This window comes from Bacillus sp. FSL R5-0603 (assembly GCF_038050295.1).
Classification (GTDB): Bacteria; Bacillota; Bacilli; order Bacillales; family Bacillaceae; genus Bacillus; species Bacillus subtilis.
This window is the reverse complement of record NZ_JBBOYP010000001.1, coordinates 1,164,229-1,187,280: the sequence shown is the minus strand read 5'-3', so window position 1 is coordinate 1,187,280 and position 23,052 is coordinate 1,164,229. Positions and strand designations below refer to the sequence as shown.

The following is a 23,052-nucleotide window of genomic DNA, read 5'->3' as shown; positions in this document are numbered from 1 at the left end:
AGGATATGAAAAGACTGTTTACGAAGGCTTCATTGGTGTTATTCGCAGTAGTATTTGTTTTTGCCGTCAAAGGAGTACCCGCCAATGCGGAAACCCATGCCTACGATGGAAAAAGCCCTTATTACAATGATTGTGCGTCCACCGGCTCTACAAAAAAATCCTCAAACTTAGTGAATGCCAGCAATCAAGTCATCGGAGTAGTCGAGCTTAAATTCAGCAGTACATGTAAAACGGCTTGGGCAAAAATCACGATGAATAATACTTTGACGTCTGGCTTTGAAGCAAATGCGGAGATTACCCGAAACACGGATGGAAAGAGATATAATTGTGATTCTGCAGGCGGCAATGGAAAAGCGGTGGCCGGCCAAAAATCTTGCTATACACCGATGGTATATGATTTAGATCCAAGGACTTCTTACGCTTTCGGCAAGTATTCAGGACCAAACTTAAATGTTTGGGCCACCACAGGCTCTTATTAAATAGAAAAAAGGCTGTCCGTACGGACAGCCTTTTGTAATTTATTTCGCTTCTCTTTGTTTTTTAACCTCTTCAAGCTGAGAAACCGTCACCAATTGATATCCTTGATCTGTGAGCTTTTTCATAATTTCATCGGCCGCATCAGCAGAGGTGCGGTAAATATCGTGAATTAAAATGGTTCTTCCATCTCCCGCCTGACTCATGACACGGTCAACGATTGTTTTTTTGTTACGGTCTTTCCAATCTTCCGGGTCAACATCCCATAACGCAACATCCATTTTCATTTGACTCCGCAGTTCGTCATTAATGCCGCCGTATGGGGGTCTTACAAGCGTCGGGCGGTATCCGCTTATTTTTTCAATGATGTCTTGCGTGTCATTGATCTGCTTTAACGCTTCTTTCACTGAAAGCCTTGTGAGAAGCGGATGGCTCCATGAATGGTTCCCCACCTCATTTCCTTCTTTCAGCATTCTTATTAGCGTTTCCGGATAATATTGAACCCTGCTCCCCAAAACAAAAAACGTGGCATGACCCTTATATTTCTTCAAGGAGTCTAGAATCTGATTTGTTGTCGCAGGATTCGGGCCGTCGTCGAAAGTAAGCGCAATGACTTTTTGATTTGGATCAACCGTTTCCTCTTTGGGTAAAGAAATCACTTCATGCTTCGGCTTTTGTTCTTTGATTTTATTTTTATTTTTTGCTTTATCAATATATTGTTCTTTCAGAATGTCTTTCAAAAGACTTTTTTTAATGGCAATCGATTGTTCTCCAAGATAGCCTGCTGCAACCTGATATGTGTCAAAGTAAAGTTCGATATAATCTTCCTTGATGGCAAAGCGGCTGAAATTTTCTTTTTTCGGAGCCGTCCCTTCCTTTAACAGTGCATCGTCCGCGGCAATGTCCTTATTCTTTTTCAGCTCGTGATAAGCGATTAACGAAAGCTTATGTAAGTAGTCAGCGTCCTCTTTGAAAATATCATCAATGGAAAGAAACGCTTGTTTACTAAAATCATAGTTAAACGTTTTTTTCACGGTTTGCCCGTGTGCCCCGCCGATGTATTTATATTCATTAAATACAATCGCCACTGTCTGTTTGGCATAATGGACAATTTTATAATCAACATTTAATTCGTTGCGTTTTGTCGTATGGTCTTGGTCAACGTCTTTTGTTTCCTTTTGAAATTGACGAACCTCTTTTTCTGCGAATCTTTTTAATGCCGAATCCATTTTTTCATTTTTGAAAACGGGATAGTTAACCGCGTAATTAAAAGTTTTCCCGTCATTCACAAGTGTTGCGATTTCAACATTCCCATATTGAGAATCCGTTCTTACTTTATTCATGACCGTTTCTTTTTTCAATGAATGATTATGGAAAAAGCCGATAAGGCCCACCACACATACAACTGCTATTAATACATGAAACCATTTGATTCTTTTTGCTAACAACAAAAACTCCTTCTTTCGTAGCCATTTCGATTTACTCTTCATCAGTTGGAACTGTATCTATTTAGAAATGTTTTTGTAACATTGTAGTAACATTTATTTCACATTTGTAATACTATGAGATTTAGAAGTTCATGTCAATCCTTTTTAAGGAATTTCATCATAAAAAAAACCGAGTTTCATGAATGTACATACACCCAACTTAAGCATCAAGAATATGGTAAAAGGAATAAAAAAAGCTAGGGAGGTTTTCCTCTTGGATTATCCTTTGAATGAACAGCCATTTGAACAAATTACCCCTTATGATGAAAGACAGCCTTATTATTATCCGCGTCCGAGACCGCCATTTTATCCGCCTTATTATTATCCAAGACCGTATTATCCGTTCTATCCGTTTTATCCGCGCCCGCCTTATTACTACCCGCGCCCGCGCCCGCCTTATTACCCTTGGTACGGTTACGGCGGCGGTTATGGCGGAGGATATGGCGGAGGTTACGGTTACTAGTCACCGCATATCAAAATGGGGGCAGTCCAGCTCCCCATTTTTTTGTTTTAAAAATGACAATATCATGACAAATATAGGAAATAATTGTGATTCCGCCCCCCTCTTGTTACGATAACAAAAGCATGCAGTTTTAGGGGGAGGCGTCTATTTTTAGAGAATACAAGAGATTCTGCAGCCATATCTGAAACGAAATACATAAAAGCTTCGAACCGGGTAACCATTTACGATTTTATCAAACTTGCAAAACCCGGCATTATCATATCAAACTCGATAGCAGCCTTCGGCGGATTTTGGATCGCGTTTGCAAGCGCAGAAAAAACGTTAACCGGAATGGCTTTTTTGATGACAATGGTGACAGCAATGTTGGGAACCGCGTTTGTGATGGCTTCCGGCACTGTCTATAACAACTATTTTGATCGGCATATGGACGCAAAAATGGCACGCACTCGCAGCAGGGCCTCGGTCACAGGGAAAATGCCGCCAGCCATGATCTTAACATATGGCTCTGTGTTAGGAATCGCAGGTCTTGCCATGCTTTATTCCCTCAATCCATTAACGGCCTTTCTCGGACTGGCCGCCTTTATTTTTTATGCGATCATCTATACGGTATGGGTGAAACGAACGTCTGTGTGGAGCACATTTGTCGGGAGCTTCCCAGGAGCTGCGCCGCCATTGATGGGGTATTGTGCCGTAACCGGTGACTTCAGTATGACAGCAGTGCTGTTGTACACGATTATGTTTCTGTGGCAGCCGCCGCATTTTTGGGCGATTGGGATAAGACGCAAAGAGGAATATCGTGCCGCTGGCGTTCCGCTCTTGCCAGTAGTCAAAGGCAACCGTGTAACAAAAATAAAAATGATGCAATATATTGCCGTCCTGGTGCCGGTCACGCTATTATTTCCTTTCTCTCTCGGCACCGGCCATATAAGCCCATTTTATTTCTTAGCCGCCTTGGTTCTCGGAGGCATATGGATCAAAAAAAGCATCAAAGGATTCAAAACAGACGATGACGTGAAGTGGGCAAAGGATATGTTTGTCTACTCGCTTATTTATTTTTGCTTGCTGTTCTTCATCATGATGATCGATTCATTTATGATGTTTCTGATCAGATGATGCAAAAAGAGCCACACATTAATGTGACTCTTTTTTGTTTGGAAAAACAGCATCAAATAGAAATGTCACGGCAAAAAACACAACCATGCAAATCAAAAATCGTATAATCTCACTCAAAATCCTGCTATCAGCTATGCGCATACCATCGGTTTCTCGGAGGGTTGCGCATATTGAAAAAATCATGAGTATGTTTTTTAGGGTTTCTTTGTTCATAAAATACCATCGCTTTCTCGATAGGATGACTTAAAGGCAATGAGATAAGTCATCAAGAAATAAAATGTGTCGCATCGTTGCATGTTTTGATTGAAAGAAATCATTGTTTTTTTGCCAGCCAATTGTAAAGCTCAGGCAAACAGATGAATACCGTTTCTGTGAAAAAGCAGATCTAATCGAATGCTTCTATACTCTCACCACAAATAAAAAATGCTAAGAAATACATTTGTTTCTCTAATCTATAAACCCACACTCTTTATCCACCATCAGGTATTATAAGCCAAAAACAAACAAAAAAATAGACTTGCGTTTGAGTTGTATGAAAGTGAAATTGCAAGAATAACCCATACGGTGGTAATATATTGTTTGATTTTCCCATATTCATAGATTTGGAGGTCATACAAAAGTGAAGGGAATATTTTTAGTTGTTCAGCTTGGATTTTCTATTATGGTATTTCTGTTTTTAGCTGCTGTTAATTGGTATCAAGGAAGCGAGCTTGTTTCAGATCGATTTGATTGGAACTATTCTGCTAAACTCTCAAAACTGCTAAATGGAATTGATGCCGTCAGCAGCCCCAAACAAATTTCACAGCTTGATTTTTTCATCTACTCCGCTAAACATTACCCTGTCATGAGTGCGTTAATGATCATCTCCTTCTTATATGTTCTGGCCGCTCTTTTTTTACTTATATACTCAGTCAAATGCAATAAGCAAGAGATTCATTTAGACTGCTGACCCGGTAAAATTCGTTTTTATAGCCCCTTAACTCTTCAAGATGTTCCTGTGTTTAGAGAGGCAGACCTTAACCTAGGTTTTTGGAACTTCTTGCTCAATTATGCGTATACCTTAATAGGAGGGATCAAACGATGAAAGAATATGAATTCGTAAGAGTTGAGCTGAGTACGATGAGAAGAAGGCCTAAAGAAGACTACCAGCAAATCATCCAAGATTATGCGAAAAGAGGCTGGAGATTCGTTCAGATTTTCGCTCCCAGTATAGATGGGTATGGGGCAGCTGCTTATTTTGAAATCATATTTGAAAGAGATGCGGAAAAAGCTTAATCGATATGACTAAGCTTTTTCGTTCCCCTATATCTGCATCTATACAATTTCTGCAAATGCGGCATCACATGATTTGGCTAAATCTTGTGGCGCCAACTTTAGCTGCATACCGATTTCCCCTGCACTGACAATGATAAAATCAAGCGTTTCTGCAGATGCATCAATATAGGTCGGGAACAATTTTTTCATGCCAATTGGCGAGCAGCCGCCGCGAAGATAGCCAGTTACCGCTAATAGCTCCTTCATTGCAATCATTTCTATTTTCTTTTCCCCTGTCACCTTTGCTGCCTTTTTTACATCTAACTCTTCTGCAACGGGTACAACAAAGACATAATAATGATTTGTTCCTGCTGCTGCCACCAACGTTTTATATACATATTCCAAAGGATAACCGATTTTTTCCGCAACAGAGATGCCATCTACAGGCTGGCCGTCTGTTTTATACCCTAATAACTCATAAGAGATGTTCTGCTGTTCTATCAGACGAACCGCATTTGTTTTTGCCATTTTTTTCGCCATTGTTTTCACCCACTATCAAAATGATGTATGGTCTAACTTCTTGCAGTAATATGTAAATTCTATCATCCTAACCTGCATTTTCAAGGTTACTAGCATTGAATCAACGAAAGGACAAATTGATTACCTTGGACGCCTATAGCCCATTATTAGTCTACATGGAACAAAACAGGAATGAACAAATAACTCCCACATACAATTTGTATGAATGGAAAATAAAGGAGTGGTTGCTTTGTATCATTACTTTTATGGCCCTGCGTTAATTCCTTACTTTTCACATACTCATAACCCTCAAAGAAGTCCAGACTTTTCAGAAAGACAGCGAAGAAGAGAAATCACATTGACTGTAGATGGCTTTGTCCCCCCATCTTCCACCGAAGATCTTGGAGACGGCTTTTATTCTTACGCATGGACGAACCAACAGGTCATCAATCCAGGTGAATACTTAGTTTGTCATCTTGAAGGAAGAGATATCAACGTGATAAATGGTGGGTTCACTCCGCGCGATACTGCTCCATTGTATGCGGTAGCAAGCTTTCCAAGACGAAGAAACCAATGGGTCATTATCATTCATAATCCTGTTCAAACCCAAAGAGCCATATCGCTTTATTTGATTGCGAAAAGGTAGCACAACATGTTATCAGAAACCCTGCATTCAGGAACAGAAAAACGGGTAGGGACACATTAACATCGGCATTTTCCTACCCGTTTTTGGTCTGGGCAAACTCTCACCTGTCACTCTTTCAATTCCCCCCAATTTCTTCATCTTTCTCTACTGCCAAGGTATCAGAGAAAATTGTTATATGTTATCATTATTCCCATTAAAAGGAAAAGAGGATTAGATATATGGTTCTCCTTGAAACGAATCGATTACGATTAAAAACGATTGATATTCCCCTTCTTGACGCCGCGTCTAAACAAGATCATCAGGCTATCAAAGACTTAGGTTATGAAACAAATGGTGAATGGCCAAATTCTGATTTTTTTGAAGCGATACCTTATTTCCGCGAGATTTTAGTCAAAAACAATGGAACAAAAGGATTTGATTCATGGATTATTGTAAAGAAGGACAATCATGAAATTGTTGGAGGAACCGGGTTTTTAGGTGATCCAGACGAGAATGGCATGATTGAAATCGGTTTTGCGACAAATAAAAGTCATCGCCGCAACGGTTATTGTGTGGAAGCCGCCCAAAAACTAATAAACTGGGCATTCAGCCAAGAAACAGTAAACCGGATCACCGCAAGATGCGAACATGATAATGTTGGTTCACAAAAAACTTTGGAGAAGTTAGGGTTTATATTAGATCATAAATCAGCGGATTATATGCATTGGATATATGTTACAAAGTAGAGTCCTTGATTACAAAAAGCAGGCACTGCGCCTGCTTTTGTTTTGATTATTTACCTCTGTGCTTCTTTTTCGCTTTTTGCTTTTTGAGCATATACCTCTGCTCTTTTACATGTTCTCGTTGTTCTTTCGTTATTTGTTTTTTCTTTTGCTTTCTCGCTTCAAGCTCTAGCTTTATCGCCTCTTGAGCTTTAGAAGTTACTCCGGCGTTTTTCAATTCTTTTGAAACCTGGCGCTGCAATCTTTTTGGATTGATCTTTTTTTGACGTCTGCCTTGTAATCGAACTCCTTCCTGCTCAGCTTTGGCCAACATATTCAGGAGTTGGTTATGAACAAACTCTAATACTTCAGAATCCCTCGGCTCTGTGCCAAAAAGATGACGAAAGGCTCTTAGCTTTCCATTGTTCACAGTTTCAACAACGCCTACCCAAAACTGACCATCATAGTAAACCGTTAATTTCATAACGATTCCCTCCTCATAAAAGATACGAAAGAATGATGGACATCCCGAGGAGGGGAAGGTTACTGACATGATCAATCATGCATCCGGACTACCAACCGAATCGTGTTTTTTCATTCTTTACCATATACAGAAAATAGTATAGCACTTCTTCTCCGACTATTAAACTCTTATTTGATTTAGATCATCGCTGGAGAATAGGCGTCTTCACTCGCAAATTTATTTCTCAAGCCCTGCCATGTTACAGATGGGAGACGATACATTCTGCATACCCTTCGAGTTTAAATTCTCCAAAACCATGAGGTAGTAACATATGATCTCCTTTTTTGAAGGGATAGACATACTCACCAGAGATCATACGGCCTTCCCCTTCAATCACACTGATAAGAAGGAATGGTTTTTGCTGCTTTAAGCTTGCTGATCCTGATAAGTTCCATTTCCCCACCGAAAAGTAAGCGCATTCAACTAATGTCGTTGTAAGCAAATCCTCAATTTGTTCATGATGAACTGTATGCCGTTCTGGAATAGACGGGACCTCTATCACTTCGATGCTCTTTTTCAGATGAAGCTTGCGCAGCTTGCCTTCTGCATCTTTTCGGTCATAATCATATAATCTGTAGGTTGTGTCTGAGTTCTGCTGCGTCTCTAAAGCAAGAATTCCTTTTCCAATCGCATGAACAGTACCGCTTGGCACATAGAAAAAATCCCCCGGCTTTACCTTTACACGGCGCAAGAGCTCATCCCATTCTCCACGCTCTATCATGGTAGTTAGTTCTTCCTTTGTTGTTGCATTGTGGCCGTAAATAATCTCGGCATCTTTTTGGCAATCAATAATGTACCAGCATTCTGTTTTTCCAAGCTCACCGTTTTCATGTATGTTGGCATATTCATCATTCGGATGCACCTGAACAGATAAGTCCTGGTCAGCATCTAATATTTTTGTAAGCAGCGGGAAACGGTCCCCTTCAAGCTGTCCGAATAAATGTCTGTGATGTTCCCATAATTGGCTAAGCGTGAACCCCTTATACATTCCGTTTTGAACAACGCTTTGACCATTTTGATGCGCGGCAAAAGCCCAGCACTCCCCTGTTCGTTGTGACGGAATGGTATAGCCAAAATCAGCTAAAGCGGTCCCGCCCCAAATTCTTTCTTTGAAAACAGGCTTGAAAAATAACGGTTCAGTCGTCATGAAAATCCCCCGCTTTATTCGATTTCTTCTAGCAGCTTGTAGGCTTCTTCTGTTGTTTGCACGGAGAGCAGCCGCTCCCTATAATTGTCATCCATTAGCTTTCGAGATAGCATCTGCAGTATTTTGAGATGCTGGTTTCCCCCGCTCTCTTTCGGTACAGCAATCATAAAGATTAATTTAGCTTCTGATCCATCCAGGCTATTCCAATCAACGCCTGATCGTTTGATCCCAAAGGCAACACTCGGCTCCCTGACCGCCTCAGACTTTCCGTGCGGAATCGCGATATTCATGCCAATCGCCGTTGTTCCCTGTTGTTCACGATTCAAAATGGCTTGTTTAAACCCGCTCTCTGAAAGCAGCGCACCTCTGCGGGACAATTTCTGAATCAATTCATCAATGATGTCATCCCTCGTTTCACCCGATAAATTTGGTTCAATTAATTCCGGGCTGATAATGTCTGTCAATTTTTTTATCTCCGCCATCTCAGCTTTTTGCCTTTCGACTTGAATTGGCTGCTTTATTTCGTTTGCTGCCGCAGCTTCACTTGGCGCGGAGGGCGGTGCAGTTTCACTGAGCACAGGAGGCGCCGAAATATCCTTTTTTAGTACGTTGACGAACAGAGCAGTGACAAGAGATCCTGCAATCACAGCAATAAAAAACATCAAGACATGATCAACTGCGCCAAGCACTGCAACGATAGGTCCGCCGTGCGCCACTCTGTCTCCCACATTGCCAATCATGGCTATCACAGAACCTGTCATAGAGCCTGCCATAATACTCGGAATGACTCGAAGAGGATCCTGCGCCGCAAATGGAATCGCTCCTTCAGTAATGCCGAAGAGTCCCATCGTAAATGCCGCTTTCCCCATTTCTCTTTGAGATGCCTCGAATTTTCTTTTTCCTAAAAACGTCGCAATGCCAAGGCCAATCGGGGGGATACAAATGGCGACAGCAATTGGTCCCATAATTTCATAATTTCCTTCTCCAATCATTGCCGATCCAAACAGAAACGCCACCTTATTTACGGGACCGCCCATATCAAATGAGATCATCGCCCCTAAAATCAATGCCAGAAGGATCGAGCTCGACCCTTTCATCCCCGCCAGCCAAACTGTTAAAGAGGCGAAAATTTGAGCTACAGGCGCACCGATCAAAAATACAAATGCTAAACCTACTATCAAAGATGCAAACACCGGAATAATAATAATCGGCATAATCGGTTGAATAGCTTTTGGAACTTTTAATTTTTTGATCCAAAGTGCAGCATATCCGGCCAAAAATCCGGCAATGATTCCGCCGAGGAAACCGGCGCCGCTTGCGCTGTCATAAAAACTTCCAGTCGCCGCAATATAACCGCCGATCATCCCTGGCACAAGCCCCGGTTTATCAGCGATGCTATAGGCGATATAGCCGGCTAAAATCGGAATCATAAATGAAAATGAAGCACTGCCGATCTGTTCAATCGTTTTCCAGAAGGAATCATCCGGAATAACTAAGCCTTTAGGTGTTTTCTCCCCTCCAAGCGTTAATGCAACCGCTATCAATAATCCGCCGACAACAATGAAAGGAACCATAAATGAAACGCCGTTCATTAAATGACGGTAAATTGGATTTTGTTTCTTCTCCTGATGATTGCCGGATTCCGATTTTGTAGCGGAACGATAGACCGGTATCTCCCCGTTAAGAGCTTTTTGAATCAATTCTTCCGGTTTGCGGATGCCGTCCTGTACCCCCACAGACAGCAGTTTTTTGCCTATAAACCGGTCTTTGTTTACCGAGCGGTCTGCAGCAATAATGATTGCGTCCGCTTCGCGAATTTCCTCTTCGGTTAGCTTATTTTCGACACCAATTCCCCCCTGGGTCTCAACTTTGATGCTAACGCCCAGTCTGTCAGCAGCTTTTTGCAGATTTTCCGCTGCCATATACGTATGGGCGATTCCATTTGGACAAGATGTAATCGCTAACAGTTTCATAGGAAACCTCCTTTAAAGTGTGAATAATAAGATCTTGTCTCAACTGTATACCGAAATCAGCTCATTAAAATCGTTTTTTTTACCATAGGTTCCGGTAATAAAGGCATTTTTCCCTATAACAAAAAAAAGCAAGGAATAATCCCTGCTTTTAATAATCCAAATGAGATAAAAATGTCATGACATTGGCTTCTTTCGTCAGCTTCTGGACGAAGGCCGGCTGCTCGCTAAGATATGAAAGCTCGCTAAACAGCTGCTTTGTCATGGTTTGATCCTCGTGTTTGACAGCCAGCATAAAAACGAGCGAAACTTTTTCATTTCCCCATTCAAGCGGCTCCTTTAATGTGGCAATCGCGATTGCTGATTGTTTAATAAATTTAGCGTTTGCATGAGGAATGGCAATGCCTGACCCAATATTTGTCGCCGACATTTTTTCCCTCATCACCGCATGAACCGCATAGTCCTTATCAACATAGCCTTTCTCAAACAGAGCTGTCGCCAGCTGTTCGATTAACTTGTAGCGATGCTCCGCCTCCTGCTGCAAAAAAACCAAAAAAGGAGTCGTATTGTTCAGCATCTGAAACGTTTTTTGTTTTTGGCGGTGTGATTCGCCCATCTGACGTATAAACGCACTTAATTTCTTCTCTTCGCCAGGCTCTAAAAGCGGAGACACAACAATATGGGGAACCGTTATATTCTCCAGCGCAATGGTGGATATGACAAGATCAATATCCTCATGCTTTTTGATATAATCCTTTAAATCGGCCTTTGCAATACAAGCCATTACAGCGATTTGGTGATATTTCCGTTCAATTTTTGTCCGCAGCAATTGTGACATCCCAATCCCCATGTGGCAGACGATAATCGCCTTTTTATGTGTCTCGCTGCTGCACTGCATCCGTTCGATCGCTGCCTGAAAATGCAATGTCAAATATGCTGCCTCTTCCTCAGGAATTTGAAGATCAAAAGTTTGATTGATATCTTCCAAAACATCAATGATGAGGTGGAACAAATAAGGGTACATCTTTTTGATGTCATTGAGCATAGGATTTGCTACAGAAAGATCGTAGCTCAGCCGTTGTAGCACAGTATTGAGATGAATGTTCAAACCATTGATCAAATCCTGATCCTTATGAAAATCCATCATTTTCAGCTCTGAAACACGATTGATTAAATGCCCAACAACCTTAGGAAGCACAGCATTTTCAAAGTTCTCTTCTGTCTGCAATGGATAACGAACTTTACCGCCTAATATATGTAATGTTAAGTACACGGCTTCTTCTTCAGGGAAGCGGATTGCAAAAACCGGTTCAAGCCGCTGTAAACAAGCAAATGTCCATTTATATTCTTTCTTCTTTTTTACTGCCGCCATTTCTTTTGGGGACAATGAAATCGGCTGCTTCATTTTGATGCGGCGGACCATTAACAATGTATGCAGCAACAAACTTTCAAACGTTTCGTCTGTGAAATAGAGGGAATGCTTTTTTTGTAGTGATTTGATTTCTTTCGTCACAAAGTCTACTTCATAATGTAAAAACTTACTTTTAATAAATTGGCTGGTAAACGCTGTATTGTGGATCAAATCAGATATTCTTGTCAATGCCTTTCTTTTATTTCTTTCGTTCCCTTCAACCTTTAATCCAAGCCGCTGCCTAGAAACCAGCGTGAGATCAAAACGCTTCAGCCACTCTTCTACTGCGTATAAATCCTTTTTAATGGAAGATCGATTGACAAAATGCCGAGCGGCAATTTCTTTTGCGGAAACAGGCTTCGGATTCATTAATAAGTCATAAGCAATGTGCAGCATTCTTTCTTCATCGCTCCGCTGCCTAGAAGAAAAATGTTCAGTATGTAATTGCTGGTTTAGCCAGGTCCTCTCCTGTTCTTCTATATGTAAATAAACGCCCAACCCTGGTTTTCGAATAAGCTGTGCATGAGAATGCTCATTGAGATAATCCTCGATCACTTTCAAATCATTTCGGATTGTTTTTTCAGAACACTGTACCCTATCTGCGAAATCTTGCACAACTAAATAGTCATCAGGTTCAGATAACAACAGATACAAAATCTCTTTTTGCCTTGTATTTATGTATTCCATCTGTTTTTCTATCCTTCCTGTCAGTATCTACTTGAGCAAATTGATAGTATAAGTATACTATATAAGAAACCGTTTACATTATAAAATAAAATCATAGAGACAAAAGTTTCGTTTTTTACCGAAGCTTCCGGAAAAATGCGATTTTTATATTCTTTGAGTTTGCTATGTAATGTATTTTTTATCGTTATTCAGCAGAAATTCATAAAAATACTCCAATTCTTCAGCTATTTAGAACGAAGATTTTCTAATGTATGAGTACGAAAGTAAGAACATGATGAAGAAAAGTGATTTGGTATCTTCGGGGATAAAGTGCAGGTAACAAAATTCCCACACGCTCAACAAACTAATAACCATCAAATGTGTGCTATTAACATTTTAAGGATGGCCATTCTCTCTCAGCAATTTTCTATCATAAATACAAACTCTGTGCAGGGCACACAATAGTCTTAGCTCAAATCAGTTGATCGTTCACATATTATTAACATTTATTTACAAGGAAAATAATTACTTTTGCTGAATTGTTATAGTGCAAGACAAAAAACTTTAAAGGAGTGTTTCAAAATGAATTTCAAAAAAACTGTTGTTTCTGCTTTATCGATCTCTGCGTTAGCTCTGTCGGTCAGTGGGGTAGCTTCAGCTCATGAAATAAACTCCACACCTACTGAAGTAAAGAACATTTCTATTTCACCTACACATGTTATCAAGATTCAAGACTATAATTTACCTCTAAAAGTTGGAGAAACCTATTCTGTTAAAAATAATTCAGCTACTCGTTATTGGACTGATAACCAAAAAGTTGCTGAAGTCGATCAAAATGGTTTAGTGACGGCTAAATCAAAAGGGAAAGCCACGATTACTTTGTTTAAAGGTACTGCAGTATTCGGAAAAGTATATGTAACGGTTTATTAATCTCTTATCCGCCAGATTTTCTGGATGCAAAACATGCATGAATAAAATAAGGTCCCCCTCTAAAAAGAGAAGGGACCTTATTTTATTTCAATTGCGCTTCAAGTTTAGATTTAGTTTTGGGAATACATCATACATTGGTGTATATTGTGTTTCATTAGCTTAGCCCCGAATAAATCCACCTTCTGAATGAATAATTTGTCCAGTTATCCATTCAGCCTCATCACTTGCAAGAAAAGCAATCATTCGTGCTGCATCATCTGGTGTGCCAATACGCCCCATTGGAAATTTAGGTGAAAGAAAATTTCTTATTTCATCTGTCATCCATGTAGAATCTGTTGGACCTGGGTTTACAGCGTTAACAGTGATGCCCAATGGTGCAAGTTCTTGTGATAACGACCTAGTAAAGGCAGAAATAGCTCCTTTAGTAGCTGCATACGCTAACTCCCCAGGCAAAGGACCTAAATCCTGCCCTGATGTCATATTGATGATTCTTCCTGATATTAAATTAGATTTTTTAAACCGACGGGCGAATTCAACACAAAGTAGAAAATTCGATCTCATATTAACCGCATAATGATCATCAAGTGATTTAGCATCTAACGATACATAATTATCACTTGCGGAATGAGCTGCATTATTAATAAGGATGGAAGGATATCCTAATTTATCTGAAATTTTTTCATGTATTGTGAATGCAGCATGTGCATCTGATAAATCAATTTTCATTGCCTCACAGCGGACACCCATATGTAAAATTTCTTGTTGAAATTCTTCTATCCAGCCCGCATCAGAATTCCAGTGAGTAAAGAAGATATGTATACCCTGTGAGGCTAACTTACGACAAATAGCCGTACCAATATCCCCTTGACTGCTTGCTCCTGTAATTAGTGCAATTTTTTCTTGAGAATGACTCATTATTTTAACCTCCAATTTATACGGAGTATCTCCATTATGATGGTAACAAGCTATCCAAAGAATATAATCCATGAAATCAAACAGAGCTGACTTTGAATACATTTCAAAATCAGCTCAAAAAATATTAAATAGAAAAAAATAAGAGTTGGACAACAATTTACTACTTAATCACAAGTGGCTGATACTAAGTCATTGAATGTCTCTTTTTAAAGAACCTTTCAATCATTCACATTGCTTTTCATTAACCATTCTACTTCCGTTAATTCTTGTTTTTGAACGTCTATTGTGTGTTTTTTCGTGAAATGGGTTTTCACAGCTTCTTCGTTTTCCCAAATCTCCCAAAGCATTATTTTACGTTCTGATGGCTCAAGCGGATAAGCATGGAATGTAATACAACCCTCTTCTTTGTTCGTTTCTTCCTCAAGTTTTTTGAATTCCTTCATTATCTCATTAAGGTCTTTATCACTGATGATTTTTAAACATGCCGTTATGTAATGCATCGAAATTCCCCCTCCCATCATTTTATGGCTTTTCATTATAACATTTTCTTGAAAAATAAAAACAACCTCGACATTAAGGCAGCGATTTAAGGGGTAATAGTAGAGTAATGAATGCGATTGACGGTACTATATTTGGTGTTAAAGACTTAGCCGTGGGGGTATGGGAATATTAACAGACGAAGAACTGATTCAAAGACTAGCTAAAAGCAAAATGAGTAACAAGAAGATTTCCAGTTCATCATCATTTAAAAATAAAGCACTACAGAAAGAGCTGTTAATAGTACTCTTAATTTAAAGTTAGATAGAAAAATGGTTAAATTGTGATAAGAACAAGCCTTTATACTCCTATAAAGGAAATGAAGATTTAAGAAGAGAAATACCCAAGGGAGAAGATACAATTACTGATTTAACAATTGCTAAAATTTATTGAAAAGGTATCTTTATATTAACTGGCTAGCCAACGAGATGATATCATGATAGATACAAACTTATCTGAACCTGTATTTCATTTTCTAGGAGGTATATTTCATCAAGATATAGAAACTCCAGAGTCAGCACTGGACGAATACTTAGAAGAGATTCCAAAAGAAGAGCAAAAAACTGATATAGTAGCATTAAAAGATTTTACAGTGATTATTTGGATGAAGACAAGAATGATTTTATAGATGAAGCTGCTGACGGAGTGGACATTCTTAGTTACGGAGTATCTCCATTAGTATGGCTCGAACAAGTTATTCAAATAATAGAAAAGAATATTGAAACCTTATAATCCATTAAACCTAGCATAGAAACAGGGCTGATTTTGAATTCACTTCTTAATCAGCAAAAAAAATTTTCGTCCTCAATTCGTCCCTATGTAGACACAAAGCTAACAAATATAACTAAATAAAAAACCCTTGTTACGCAAGGGTTTAAGCTATGATTTCGACTGGTCTCAAACCAGGGGCCTCTCCCCCTGTCACAAGGTAGCGATTATATTCTAACATTAAGCTGATAAGCTGGCTTGCACATCCCCGCTTAACCCCGAGTAACTCTGCTACCACTATACACTTATGGTCTGCTGGATAAGGGAAACATCATTTCATATACCATTAGACATATTACGGATTGCTCAATTTTTATATAACTGTTGGAAACGGTTTTTCCGTCTGCGATAATTAAATAAGAGGTGAAATCAATGAATGGTATAGAGTTTTTAGAGTCCGTGTCTCAACTAGGACAAATAATTTTATTATTCTCCGGCTACGCCCTTTACTGGAGATTAGGTAAAACAAAAAAAGAACGAAAACTTACAAAATACGAAACTTTTCTTAGATTCTTTGTAATGTTCGGGATATTTGCATGGGCACTTTCGTTTCTTGCTTTGCACTTGTGGTAACAATCTTCTGTCGATATTTGACTTATTATGTCTAATTTGCTTAATTCTAAATAAAACTCCCTTTTTCTTGAAAAAATGTATGTTACTATTGAATTGCTTTACCATTTCAAAAAAGGGGGAGTTCACACATGTTGAAAAGATTGTTTTTTCTGGCGTCGATTTTCTTTCTTGCTATTGCCACAATAGCACCAGCAGCTTCAGCAACACAATTGAATCCCGAGGACGGTTTAGATGGCTTAACTGAAGAACAAATTGAAAAATCTGTTGCAGAAGTTGAGTACATCTTTACTAAAATTTTAGTTTTTGACAAAGAGACGGGATATACAGTCAATGAGGACGAGCTTGAAAAAGCTCCTTATCCTCCAGCTCAAAAAGAGGGCATGATTGCTTTCGCTAATTATATGAATAAGGAATATAATTATACCGATGTCAAAATCAATAGTGTTCAAGGATGTTTAGAAGATGCACTTAACTTAAGTAAAGGTGCTTTGAATCAAGTTCAAAAAGCCATTCAAAACGGAGATTGGTTGACTGTTGTAGGATTTCTAGGAACTATAGGTTTAGCAGTTTCCCCACCAGCAGTATTTGCATTCTTCCTACTCTGTGGTGCTCCAGTGGCAAAGATTGCTCCACAAGAAAATTGATAAATGAATTTTAAACCCCTTCTACAACAGAAGGGGTTTAATTTTTTATAATTTCGCTTCAAGTTTCGCTTTAGTCTTAGGTCCATAAATACCGTTAGCTTTTAACCATTCATCAGTTGGAACCGTTTAACCGCGTTTGCGATTTTTGATCTGTAATATCTTTATTTCATTCGATTCGTTTTTGTCTGTTTATCACATAAATAAAAGCCCTCTATTTAAAGGGCTTTCTAGATTGATGATGCTTATGTTTGAAGACGATCCGATGTAATTTGAAATGAATTTTAAGTTTGACTTTCTGTTAAGCTGGATCCAAACCCACATAGAAAACGAATGACAACCCTAGGATAAGACATACCTTCTTTTTAAAAGTCAATACTGGCATTCTCCCCTTTGAATTTGCGTTTGAGCAATCATTTTCTGATGATAAACATAGAATATTTCAAATTCTTTAGAGTTTGCGTAAGCAGCTGCGGTCTCATAGGCAACGTCTTCTACATACGAATAGTTTTTGTTTCTTTCTAAGTATTCTATTGTTTTATTAACCCCTTGTTGGTCCACTGCATCGACATAAAGTGCTTTTAAGTAACCCTGTAATTTCGTGAAAAGCTCCTCGCCTTGATAAATAGCTGCGGAAAAACCTATATCAATTTTTTCATTAAAAAAAGAATGATCTTGCACTTGTCGGGATTGCCTACGACTTCGATAATACGTATAACGCCAAAAATACTCCTCTACTTAAAAGTATTATTGAGGCTTTTAATCCTTTAGGCCCCTTGGAAATTCAAGGGACCTTTTTTACTTCGCCAAAAATCAAGTTTGCCAACAACTTGCAAATTTGATAAACCGGCTTTATTAAAGCAAAGTAAAAAACCCTTGCTACGCAAGGGTTTAAGCTATGATTCCGACTGGGCTCGAACCAGCGATCTCTACCCTGTCAAGGTAACGATTATGTTCTGACACGAACGGATGTTTTATTTCGAAACCTTATTTTATAGGGTTTTCTGACAAATGTTTCTGATAAAAAGTCTTCTGTTTTGACTAAAAATGAACAAGTTGGTCCCCAATTCGTCCCCATCTGTCCCCAAAAGGCATTATAATATTCTTCCTTAATTAAACCAGACCTCAAATATGGGACCTGATACTCCATTATTTTCTCCACTGACAAAGGAACATTTGTTCTCTTATAATTTAATCAAGGAGATGATCGGAATGAGTCAAGGAATTTACGACAAGAGATGGGAACAAAAATTCATATTACCTGAGCAAAAAGCTGCACTGTTGAATAGGAAGAAAGAAGTCCAGAAGATCGAAAAACCCATTCTCGATGAATACCAGCTGGAAGATATAGTACGCACTATTTGCGAAGCGATGGAATTCAACTAGGTTCTGGTCATCGGTATACACAGAGACGGATTTATTGAAGAAGTTACAGGACATGTTCATTACATAGATGAAGTTAAACAGAGGCTGCACGTGAAGAATTTAAAAGGTGATACAAATTTTATTAATCTTTCTAATGTGGTTGACGTTAATTCTAAATAAAACAAAGTGAATTTCTCCCCAAGAATTTGTCCAAATAATGTTATAATGGAGAAAAAAAGAAGGGTAAACAAGTTATGGCAGATATTATTTCCGTCTTTTTGGACAAAAGTCCACCTTGGTTTTTTATTTTTTCTAGTATCATCCTTATTTTTATACTCATTGTTATTGCAGTTTTTGTGTCTATAGCTGCAAAACGATATGCTGACAATGCAGTTAAGGAAAACAAGCTTATTAAGGTTTTAGAAGAAAGGGATAACCTTAAAAATGAAAATCTGCATACTAACCTAGTTTCTGAGCAACTGTCTGTAGTTATCACAAATGCAAAGAGTTTTGTAGATATGCTGGTTTACATACAAAAGAATCCAACAACTACCGAAGGTGTACTCAACCGCATTCAAAAAATATTGGACGGACTAGCTGCTGATATTAAAACTGACATTGGTGAAAAACACAGATGCGGATTTTGGGCAGCTGATGAAGAAAGTCTTAGACTAATTTGTGGTAGTTCTGGATTCCCGCAAGAATATACTAGCAGTAGAGAATTACCGATAAATGATTCTATTGCTGGAAGATGCTTTAGAAAATCTCAGATAATTAATGTCGCTGATGTAACCACAGATGTTGATTGGTCAGAATCTGATTCCTCCAACACATACAAATCCCTAATTTGTATTCCGATAAAAGATTGGGGAGTCGTTACTATTGACGCAAAACGTGAAATGAATGATAATACATTACAAATAGCACAACTTTATTGTTCAATTATCAGTGGCTTTTTAGGTGAACTTTACGAATTTATGCAGGCTGAAGATAGTCGTGCTATTTTTGAACAAAGTCTAATTAGTGAAGATGAAGTTGCTGTAAATGTTGAATCTTAATTAGGGAGTTGATGAGATTGAACAGCAAAATTGCACTCCAAAAAACAGCACTTAAAAACCTTTTTTCGGACGAAAAAATTACCAAAGAAGAGTTGGAACTGATGTTAGCAAGACTTGAAAAACAAGCGAGCTTCTTGGATGAACAAAAGAACAAACGAAAAGAATTAATTAAAAAAGCTCGATATAGAATATTCGAACATGTTTAAAAACCCCTTCCTCTTAGAAGGGGTTTTTATTACTATTTTAACAATGCTTCCAGTTTCGCTTTCGTTTTCGGTCCATAAATGCCATCAGGATTTAAACCATTCATCAGCTGGAATCGTCTTACTGCGTCATCAGTTTCCAAACAAATAATCCGAATAGGTAAGGTAAATTGACACAGATCAAATTATTCATTTCATACTTTTGAATCACATCGCTGTCTGTTTCTTCATTTTCCCATGGTAAAATCTTGTTGATCATAAATGAAAGGATATGAACATGAAAGTATTTGAAGCCAAATCACTGCTTTCAGAAGCAGATAGACGTGCAAAGGAATACAAAGAATTAAGAAGTCAGATGGTCAATCTAAAAAAGGCTTTTAAAGCTGTAGCTGATTTAGATGACAGTGAGTTTTCCGGCAAAGGTGCTGACAACATTAAAGCATTTTATCAAGACCATGCAGGTGTAGCTGACAATTGGATTGACTTACTTGATATGAAAATTGCTTTCTTGACAAGCATTTCAGGCACTCTAGAGGACGCCAGCTTATCTGATGCTTATATAGAAGAATCCTTCTTAGAACACGAGCTGGCTAACGCCTACACAAAATCAAAATCTATTATGTCTGAACAAAAGAAAGCCATGAAAGATATCTTACATGATATCGACGATATCCTTCCGCTTGATCTGTTTTCAACTGAGGACTTTAAAGACGAACTCGCCGATGCGGAGGACAAACGCAAAAAAACAGTCGACAAACTAGGTAGCGTGGACAAAGCACTTGTTACTGAATATGCCCAGTCAGAGACAAACGAGCAATTCATCAAGAAGGACTTCCAAAAGCTTGAGGAATCCACAGGCAAAGGGAAGAACGCCACACCCATTCACTACAACGCCAAGGCGTACCGTGAAAGTGACATACATAAGAAAAAAGGCGATATTGAGAAACAGACTGAAGCTTATTTGAAGATCAAGAAAGATGAAGCGAAAGAACGAGAAATCAAAGATTTAAAGAAGAAGCTAGCTGACGGAGTGACGGATCCGGATGAATACTTAGAAATTGCCAAGAAGGTCGGCTATGAGAATCTTACCCCTGAACAGCTTGAATTTGTTTCATTTCTTGAACAGCGTAAAGCTTTCATGGATAACGGAAAAGAAGTGTTGCAAATCATAGGTGATGGCGCCAAGGGTGCGATTGTTGGTATATACGATCTTGCCAAGGATACCGGTGAAGGAGCCATTCAATTTGGATGGAATATCGGTTGGACGATTGATAACTTAAACAAGGATCCTCAAAAAGTGCTGGATACCGTTTTGGAATACGACTATCAAGCTGCCTTTCAAAGTATGGTTGACACATTGAAGGATAATTGGGATACAAAAATGATTCACGGGGATGCATACACACGGCTGCACTATGTTACTTATTTGGGCGGAAGTCTTCTGTTATTGAAAGGTGGAAAGTCCTCTGTCTCAACAGGCTCGAAAGACCTTGCTAAAGTTGGGAAAGCAGCTAGTGGCACAATTAAGAAAGGCGGAAAGTCTGTAAAACAGTTTGTCAAATCTCCTGTCAATCGGTATACTCCTGCATTAGAAGGAATCCTTCAAGATGCTGAGAAAACCATTAACGTGAAAAATACTCCGCTGCTAAAAAGTATTGCGGAAGATAAAAAAGAGAGTGTTCTCAGAAGATCTGAAAGTTCTAACAACACGGGAATAGGTAATGTCGAACAAGGTGATAGTACCCCTCTCGCACCTGGCGGCGGATTAGCTGCTCATGAAGCAAAAGGCGGGCATCTTATAGAAAGACATGTTGGGAAGACCGACGAAGAATTAATAGAAAGACTGAGAACTGATCCTAACCCACATATTACAGCTTCATCTACTTTTAAAGATAGGGCTACCGCTGAGAGAATTGCTAATTCAGTCTTAAACGATCCAAAAAATATAAAGAAAATCGAAAATTGGATTGATGATCCTAAAAAACCTAAATTAATGTTAAAATACAAAGGCGATGGAGAAATAATCGGCAGAAGTGTATCAAGAAATTCAGAACTAGTAGAAAACGTTACAAACGCAAAAATTATACTCAAAAAAGATAACAACGGTAACTTTATTCTTACAGGATATCCAACCAAATAGAAAGAGAGGAAGTATCATGGATGAAAGTTATGATTTCTTAGACGAATTAGAAAATTTTTTAGGTGCAACATTTCATCAAGATATCCGATCCCCTGAACACGCATTAGACGAATTTATTGAGGAAATTAGTAAAGAAGGTTTGCTATTTACAGTTAAGTTTTGCGAAGAGTTTCTAAATAGCGATCTAACTAAAGAAGAAAAGGAAGACATTATAAAGTGTAATGCAGAAATATATTTCCCGACAATTGGATTACCACCTATAGAATGGTTGAAAAGTGTAATAGAAAAACTAAAAGAAGCTATTTAAAAGAAACACTGAAAGGCCCCCATTTTAAGAGGGCCTTTTTATATTACTTCAATTTCGCTTTTGTAGCTGGTTCATAATAGCCATCGATACCGAAGTTTTTGGCTTGCTTATCTGGATAGAAACGCAATGCCGCCAACGCTGTTTGGATCTGCTCAACAGCCGCTGTGCATCAATGGGTTTTTCACTTTGAAAATGCTCGAAGGCAGATTAAAAACCATGAAGTTATTTTTTACTTGATGTTTTGCCGCCAAGTGCTTTTAATTTAGCAAAAAAAGATCAGGCTCCAATCAATCTTGGTTTCCCGAAAGTTGGACAGAGTCTGATATTGCTGGTGCAAAGATTGCTGAAACACCCGAATTCACTAATGCAGAAAATGGTGTGACTATATTCGGAGAGTATAAAGGTGTTAGGATTGGAGTTATTAAAACAAATGGAGAAATAGGAACCATTTTCCCAGATGTCACTAAACAACCATAGACAAAGTATGGAGAATCAATATGAACTTAGAGAAAAAAATGGAAGCTATATTAATTAAAAGAAAAGAACTTAATCTTAATGATGACTATGGAATTCAAAATAGTTGGGATGAAATAATTGAAGTGCTCTCAGAAAATGAAGAAAATACAATTAGCTATCTAGAAAATTGTAATAAAGAAGATTTATATTGGATCAGTGAAGTATTTGAAGATTTAGCTGAAAGTTTACAAAGTAAAGAACTTATTAATTGTTTAAGAAAATTAGATGAAAAATACCCTGACTTAGAAATGACAAATGATATTGATATAGCAGAAAGTTATATAGAATAAGATACGCACCATTTCCCAGATTTGAAGTTAACATTTCTTGGTGGTGATAAGTAATGATTGAAATCGAAATATCTGAACCTTTATTTCAATTTCTAGGAGATATATTTCATCAAGATATAGAAGCTCCAGAGTCAGCACTGGGCGAATACTTAGAAGAGATTCCAAAAGAAGACAAGAAACTGATATAGTTGCATTGAAAGATTTTATTAACAGCGATTATTCGGATGAAGAAAAGAATGGTTTTATCGATGAAGCTGCTGACGGAGTGGACGTTCTTAGTTACGGCGTATCTCCAATCATATGGCTCGAACAAGTTATTCAAAAAATCGAAAAGAATATTGAAACTTTATAATCCATTAAACCTAGCATAGAAACAGAGCTGATTTTGAATCACTTCAAAATCAGCTTAAAAAAACTTCCGCTCCCAATTCGTCC

23 protein-coding genes and 8 pseudogenes are annotated in these 23,052 nt (G+C 38.5%); 19 read left to right on the top strand and 12 right to left on the bottom strand.

Features of this window, described 5'->3' with window-relative positions; genetic code table 11:
• The first annotated feature begins 5 nt into the window (after window positions 1–5).
• A complete protein-coding gene (locus NYE56_RS06120; RefSeq protein ID WP_014476498.1) occupies window positions 6–479 on the top strand; it encodes a YjfA family protein in 474 nt (157 codons plus the stop codon).
• Window positions 480–518: 39 nt separating this feature from the next.
• On the opposite strand, the gene pdaC is transcribed toward NYE56_RS06120, so the two are convergent.
• Window positions 519–1,922 carry a peptidoglycan-N-acetylmuramic acid deacetylase PdaC gene (gene pdaC, locus NYE56_RS06115; RefSeq protein ID WP_341283610.1) on the bottom strand — a complete coding sequence of 468 codons (1,404 nt, stop codon included), beginning with the start codon at window positions 1,920–1,922 and terminating at the stop codon, window positions 519–521.
• 253 nt (window positions 1,923–2,175) lie between these two features.
• Between pdaC and cotT the strand changes: the two genes are divergently transcribed.
• From cotT to NYE56_RS06095, 4 genes are all read left to right on the top strand, one after another.
• Window positions 2,176–2,424, top strand: coding sequence for a spore coat protein CotT (gene cotT / locus NYE56_RS06110; RefSeq protein ID WP_213407698.1), 249 nt, complete (start codon window positions 2,176–2,178; stop codon window positions 2,422–2,424).
• A 111-nt stretch (window positions 2,425–2,535) separates the two neighbouring features.
• Window positions 2,536–3,537 carry a heme o synthase gene (gene cyoE, locus NYE56_RS06105; RefSeq protein ID WP_341284384.1) on the top strand — a complete coding sequence of 334 codons (1,002 nt, stop codon included), beginning with the start codon at window positions 2,536–2,538 and terminating at the stop codon, window positions 3,535–3,537.
• A 619-nt stretch (window positions 3,538–4,156) separates the two neighbouring features.
• The gene (locus NYE56_RS06100) at window positions 4,157–4,486 is read left to right on the top strand and encodes a YjdJ family protein (RefSeq protein WP_341283609.1); all 330 of its coding nucleotides are present in this window, start codon (window positions 4,157–4,159) and stop codon (window positions 4,484–4,486) included.
• Window positions 4,487–4,617: 131 nt separating this feature from the next.
• On the top strand, window positions 4,618–4,812 hold the full coding sequence (locus NYE56_RS06095; protein ID WP_072174193.1) for a DUF4177 domain-containing protein: 195 nt from the start codon (window positions 4,618–4,620) through the stop codon (window positions 4,810–4,812).
• A 39-nt stretch (window positions 4,813–4,851) separates the two neighbouring features.
• On the opposite strand, the gene ybaK is transcribed toward NYE56_RS06095, so the two are convergent.
• Complete coding sequence (gene ybaK / locus NYE56_RS06090) at window positions 4,852–5,331, bottom strand: Cys-tRNA(Pro) deacylase (RefSeq protein WP_341283608.1); 480 nt, start codon at window positions 5,329–5,331, stop codon at window positions 4,852–4,854.
• 229 nt (window positions 5,332–5,560) lie between these two features.
• Here ybaK and NYE56_RS06085 point away from each other — a divergent pair, with 229 nt between their 5' ends.
• The gene (locus tag NYE56_RS06085) at window positions 5,561–5,956 is read left to right on the top strand and encodes a hypothetical protein (protein WP_009967031.1); all 396 of its coding nucleotides are present in this window, start codon (window positions 5,561–5,563) and stop codon (window positions 5,954–5,956) included.
• Between the two features lie 218 nt (window positions 5,957–6,174).
• Window positions 6,175–6,681 (top strand): GNAT family N-acetyltransferase, encoded by a 507-nt coding sequence (locus tag NYE56_RS06080; protein WP_123373405.1) that lies wholly within the window; start codon window positions 6,175–6,177, stop codon window positions 6,679–6,681.
• A gap of 46 nt (window positions 6,682–6,727) precedes the next feature.
• On the opposite strand, the gene NYE56_RS06075 is transcribed toward NYE56_RS06080, so the two are convergent.
• The 4 genes from NYE56_RS06075 to manR all read right to left on the bottom strand — a co-directional run bounded on the left by NYE56_RS06075 (window position 6,728) and on the right by manR (window position 12,395).
• Window positions 6,728–7,210 carry a YjdF family protein gene (locus NYE56_RS06075; RefSeq protein WP_327810018.1) on the bottom strand — a complete coding sequence of 161 codons (483 nt, stop codon included), beginning with the start codon at window positions 7,208–7,210 and terminating at the stop codon, window positions 6,728–6,730.
• A 169-nt stretch (window positions 7,211–7,379) separates the two neighbouring features.
• Window positions 7,380–8,327, bottom strand: coding sequence for a mannose-6-phosphate isomerase, class I (gene manA, locus NYE56_RS06070; protein WP_187954337.1), 948 nt, complete (start codon window positions 8,325–8,327; stop codon window positions 7,380–7,382).
• 14 nt (window positions 8,328–8,341) lie between these two features.
• Window positions 8,342–10,300 carry a PTS mannose transporter subunit IIABC gene (gene manP / locus NYE56_RS06065; protein ID WP_341283607.1) on the bottom strand — a complete coding sequence of 653 codons (1,959 nt, stop codon included), beginning with the start codon at window positions 10,298–10,300 and terminating at the stop codon, window positions 8,342–8,344.
• A gap of 148 nt (window positions 10,301–10,448) precedes the next feature.
• Window positions 10,449–12,395, bottom strand: coding sequence for a mannose transport/utilization transcriptional regulator ManR (manR, locus tag NYE56_RS06060; RefSeq protein WP_341283606.1), 1,947 nt, complete (start codon window positions 12,393–12,395; stop codon window positions 10,449–10,451).
• Between the two features lie 561 nt (window positions 12,396–12,956).
• Here manR and NYE56_RS06055 point away from each other — a divergent pair.
• A complete protein-coding gene (locus tag NYE56_RS06055; protein ID WP_003232839.1) occupies window positions 12,957–13,304 on the top strand; it encodes an Ig-like domain-containing protein in 348 nt (115 codons plus the stop codon).
• Between the two features lie 159 nt (window positions 13,305–13,463).
• Here the strand turns inward: NYE56_RS06055 and NYE56_RS06050 are convergent, their stop codons facing one another.
• A complete protein-coding gene (locus NYE56_RS06050) occupies window positions 13,464–14,219 on the bottom strand; it encodes an SDR family oxidoreductase (RefSeq protein WP_123373400.1) in 756 nt (251 codons plus the stop codon).
• A 218-nt stretch (window positions 14,220–14,437) separates the two neighbouring features.
• Complete coding sequence (locus NYE56_RS06045; protein ID WP_080009786.1) at window positions 14,438–14,755, bottom strand: putative quinol monooxygenase; 318 nt, start codon at window positions 14,753–14,755, stop codon at window positions 14,438–14,440.
• A gap of 437 nt (window positions 14,756–15,192) precedes the next feature.
• Between NYE56_RS06045 and NYE56_RS06040 the strand changes: the two are divergent.
• The 3 genes and pseudogenes from NYE56_RS06040 to NYE56_RS06030 all read left to right on the top strand — a co-directional run bounded on the left by NYE56_RS06040 (window position 15,193) and on the right by NYE56_RS06030 (window position 16,741).
• A pseudogene (locus tag NYE56_RS06040) lies at window positions 15,193–15,488 on the top strand (contact-dependent growth inhibition system immunity protein).
• A gap of 408 nt (window positions 15,489–15,896) precedes the next feature.
• Window positions 15,897–16,097 carry a hypothetical protein gene (locus NYE56_RS06035; RefSeq protein ID WP_015715692.1) on the top strand — a complete coding sequence of 67 codons (201 nt, stop codon included), beginning with the start codon at window positions 15,897–15,899 and terminating at the stop codon, window positions 16,095–16,097.
• Between the two features lie 128 nt (window positions 16,098–16,225).
• Window positions 16,226–16,741, top strand: a complete 516-nt coding sequence (locus NYE56_RS06030) for a hypothetical protein (RefSeq protein ID WP_014476481.1) — start codon at window positions 16,226–16,228, stop codon at window positions 16,739–16,741.
• 45 nt (window positions 16,742–16,786) lie between these two features.
• Here the strand turns inward: NYE56_RS06030 and NYE56_RS21320 are convergent.
• Window positions 16,787–16,896 (bottom strand): annotated as a pseudogene (locus NYE56_RS21320) (peptidoglycan-binding domain-containing protein); the annotation flags it as partial.
• A gap of 214 nt (window positions 16,897–17,110) precedes the next feature.
• Window positions 17,111–17,380: pseudogene (locus NYE56_RS06025) on the bottom strand (aspartate phosphatase); the annotation flags it as partial.
• Window positions 17,381–17,950: 570 nt separating this feature from the next.
• Between NYE56_RS06025 and NYE56_RS06020 the strand changes: the two are divergent.
• The 3 genes and pseudogenes from NYE56_RS06020 to NYE56_RS06010 all read left to right on the top strand — a co-directional run bounded on the left by NYE56_RS06020 (window position 17,951) and on the right by NYE56_RS06010 (window position 19,367).
• Window positions 17,951–18,283 (top strand): annotated as a pseudogene (locus NYE56_RS06020) (YolD-like family protein).
• Between the two features lie 74 nt (window positions 18,284–18,357).
• Entirely contained in the window at window positions 18,358–19,161 is an 804-nt protein-coding gene (locus tag NYE56_RS06015) for a GAF domain-containing protein (protein ID WP_341283605.1), read from the top strand.
• 17 nt (window positions 19,162–19,178) lie between these two features.
• A complete protein-coding gene (locus NYE56_RS06010; RefSeq protein ID WP_268553730.1) occupies window positions 19,179–19,367 on the top strand; it encodes a hypothetical protein in 189 nt (62 codons plus the stop codon).
• A gap of 32 nt (window positions 19,368–19,399) precedes the next feature.
• Here NYE56_RS06010 and NYE56_RS06005 read toward each other — a convergent pair.
• Window positions 19,400–19,504: pseudogene (locus NYE56_RS06005) on the bottom strand (peptidoglycan-binding domain-containing protein); the annotation flags it as partial.
• 137 nt (window positions 19,505–19,641) lie between these two features.
• Here NYE56_RS06005 and NYE56_RS06000 point away from each other — a divergent pair.
• Together NYE56_RS06000 and NYE56_RS05995 are read left to right on the top strand one after the other, a co-directional pair.
• Complete coding sequence (locus NYE56_RS06000; protein WP_341283604.1) at window positions 19,642–21,504, top strand: ribonuclease YeeF family protein; 1,863 nt, start codon at window positions 19,642–19,644, stop codon at window positions 21,502–21,504.
• A 16-nt stretch (window positions 21,505–21,520) separates the two neighbouring features.
• The gene (locus tag NYE56_RS05995) at window positions 21,521–21,811 is read left to right on the top strand and encodes a contact-dependent growth inhibition system immunity protein (RefSeq protein ID WP_029316956.1); all 291 of its coding nucleotides are present in this window, start codon (window positions 21,521–21,523) and stop codon (window positions 21,809–21,811) included.
• 61 nt (window positions 21,812–21,872) lie between these two features.
• Here the strand turns inward: NYE56_RS05995 and NYE56_RS21315 are convergent.
• Window positions 21,873–22,078: pseudogene (locus NYE56_RS21315) on the bottom strand (peptidoglycan-binding domain-containing protein); the annotation flags it as partial.
• A gap of 21 nt (window positions 22,079–22,099) precedes the next feature.
• Between NYE56_RS21315 and NYE56_RS05985 the strand changes: the two are divergent.
• The 3 genes and pseudogenes from NYE56_RS05985 to NYE56_RS05975 all read left to right on the top strand — a co-directional run.
• A pseudogene (locus NYE56_RS05985) lies at window positions 22,100–22,288 on the top strand (EndoU domain-containing protein); the annotation flags it as partial.
• 20 nt (window positions 22,289–22,308) lie between these two features.
• Window positions 22,309–22,617, top strand: a complete 309-nt coding sequence (locus NYE56_RS05980; protein ID WP_341283603.1) for a hypothetical protein — start codon at window positions 22,309–22,311, stop codon at window positions 22,615–22,617.
• A 53-nt stretch (window positions 22,618–22,670) separates the two neighbouring features.
• Window positions 22,671–22,969 (top strand): annotated as a pseudogene (locus tag NYE56_RS05975) (contact-dependent growth inhibition system immunity protein).
• The last annotated feature ends 83 nt before the right edge of the window (window positions 22,970–23,052 follow it).

Coding starts and splice junctions, on each gene's coding strand:
- NYE56_RS06055 (WP_003232839.1), top strand. CDS start 12,957: ATGAATTTCAAAAAAACTGTTGTTTCTGCTTTATCGATCTCTGCGTTA.
- NYE56_RS06075 (WP_327810018.1), bottom strand. CDS start 7,210: ATGTCAGTAACCTTCCCCTCCTCGGGATGTCCATCATTCTTTCGTATC.
- manA (WP_187954337.1), bottom strand. CDS start 8,327: ATGACGACTGAACCGTTATTTTTCAAGCCTGTTTTCAAAGAAAGAATT.
- NYE56_RS06030 (WP_014476481.1), top strand. CDS start 16,226: ATGTTGAAAAGATTGTTTTTTCTGGCGTCGATTTTCTTTCTTGCTATT.
- NYE56_RS06080 (WP_123373405.1), top strand. CDS start 6,175: ATGGTTCTCCTTGAAACGAATCGATTACGATTAAAAACGATTGATATT.
- NYE56_RS05980 (WP_341283603.1), top strand. CDS start 22,309: ATGAACTTAGAGAAAAAAATGGAAGCTATATTAATTAAAAGAAAAGAA.
- NYE56_RS06095 (WP_072174193.1), top strand. CDS start 4,618: ATGAAAGAATATGAATTCGTAAGAGTTGAGCTGAGTACGATGAGAAGA.
- ybaK (WP_341283608.1), bottom strand. CDS start 5,331: ATGGCGAAAAAAATGGCAAAAACAAATGCGGTTCGTCTGATAGAACAG.
- NYE56_RS05995 (WP_029316956.1), top strand. CDS start 21,521: ATGGATGAAAGTTATGATTTCTTAGACGAATTAGAAAATTTTTTAGGT.
- manP (WP_341283607.1), bottom strand. CDS start 10,300: ATGAAACTGTTAGCGATTACATCTTGTCCAAATGGAATCGCCCATACG.
- NYE56_RS06120 (WP_014476498.1), top strand. CDS start 6: ATGAAAAGACTGTTTACGAAGGCTTCATTGGTGTTATTCGCAGTAGTA.
- NYE56_RS06045 (WP_080009786.1), bottom strand. CDS start 14,755: ATGAAAAGCCATAAAATGATGGGAGGGGGAATTTCGATGCATTACATA.
- NYE56_RS06035 (WP_015715692.1), top strand. CDS start 15,897: ATGAATGGTATAGAGTTTTTAGAGTCCGTGTCTCAACTAGGACAAATA.
- NYE56_RS06015 (WP_341283605.1), top strand. CDS start 18,358: ATGGCAGATATTATTTCCGTCTTTTTGGACAAAAGTCCACCTTGGTTT.
- manR (WP_341283606.1), bottom strand. CDS start 12,395: ATGGAATACATAAATACAAGGCAAAAAGAGATTTTGTATCTGTTGTTA.
- NYE56_RS06050 (WP_123373400.1), bottom strand. CDS start 14,219: ATGAGTCATTCTCAAGAAAAAATTGCACTAATTACAGGAGCAAGCAGT.
- NYE56_RS06000 (WP_341283604.1), top strand. CDS start 19,642: ATGAAAGTATTTGAAGCCAAATCACTGCTTTCAGAAGCAGATAGACGT.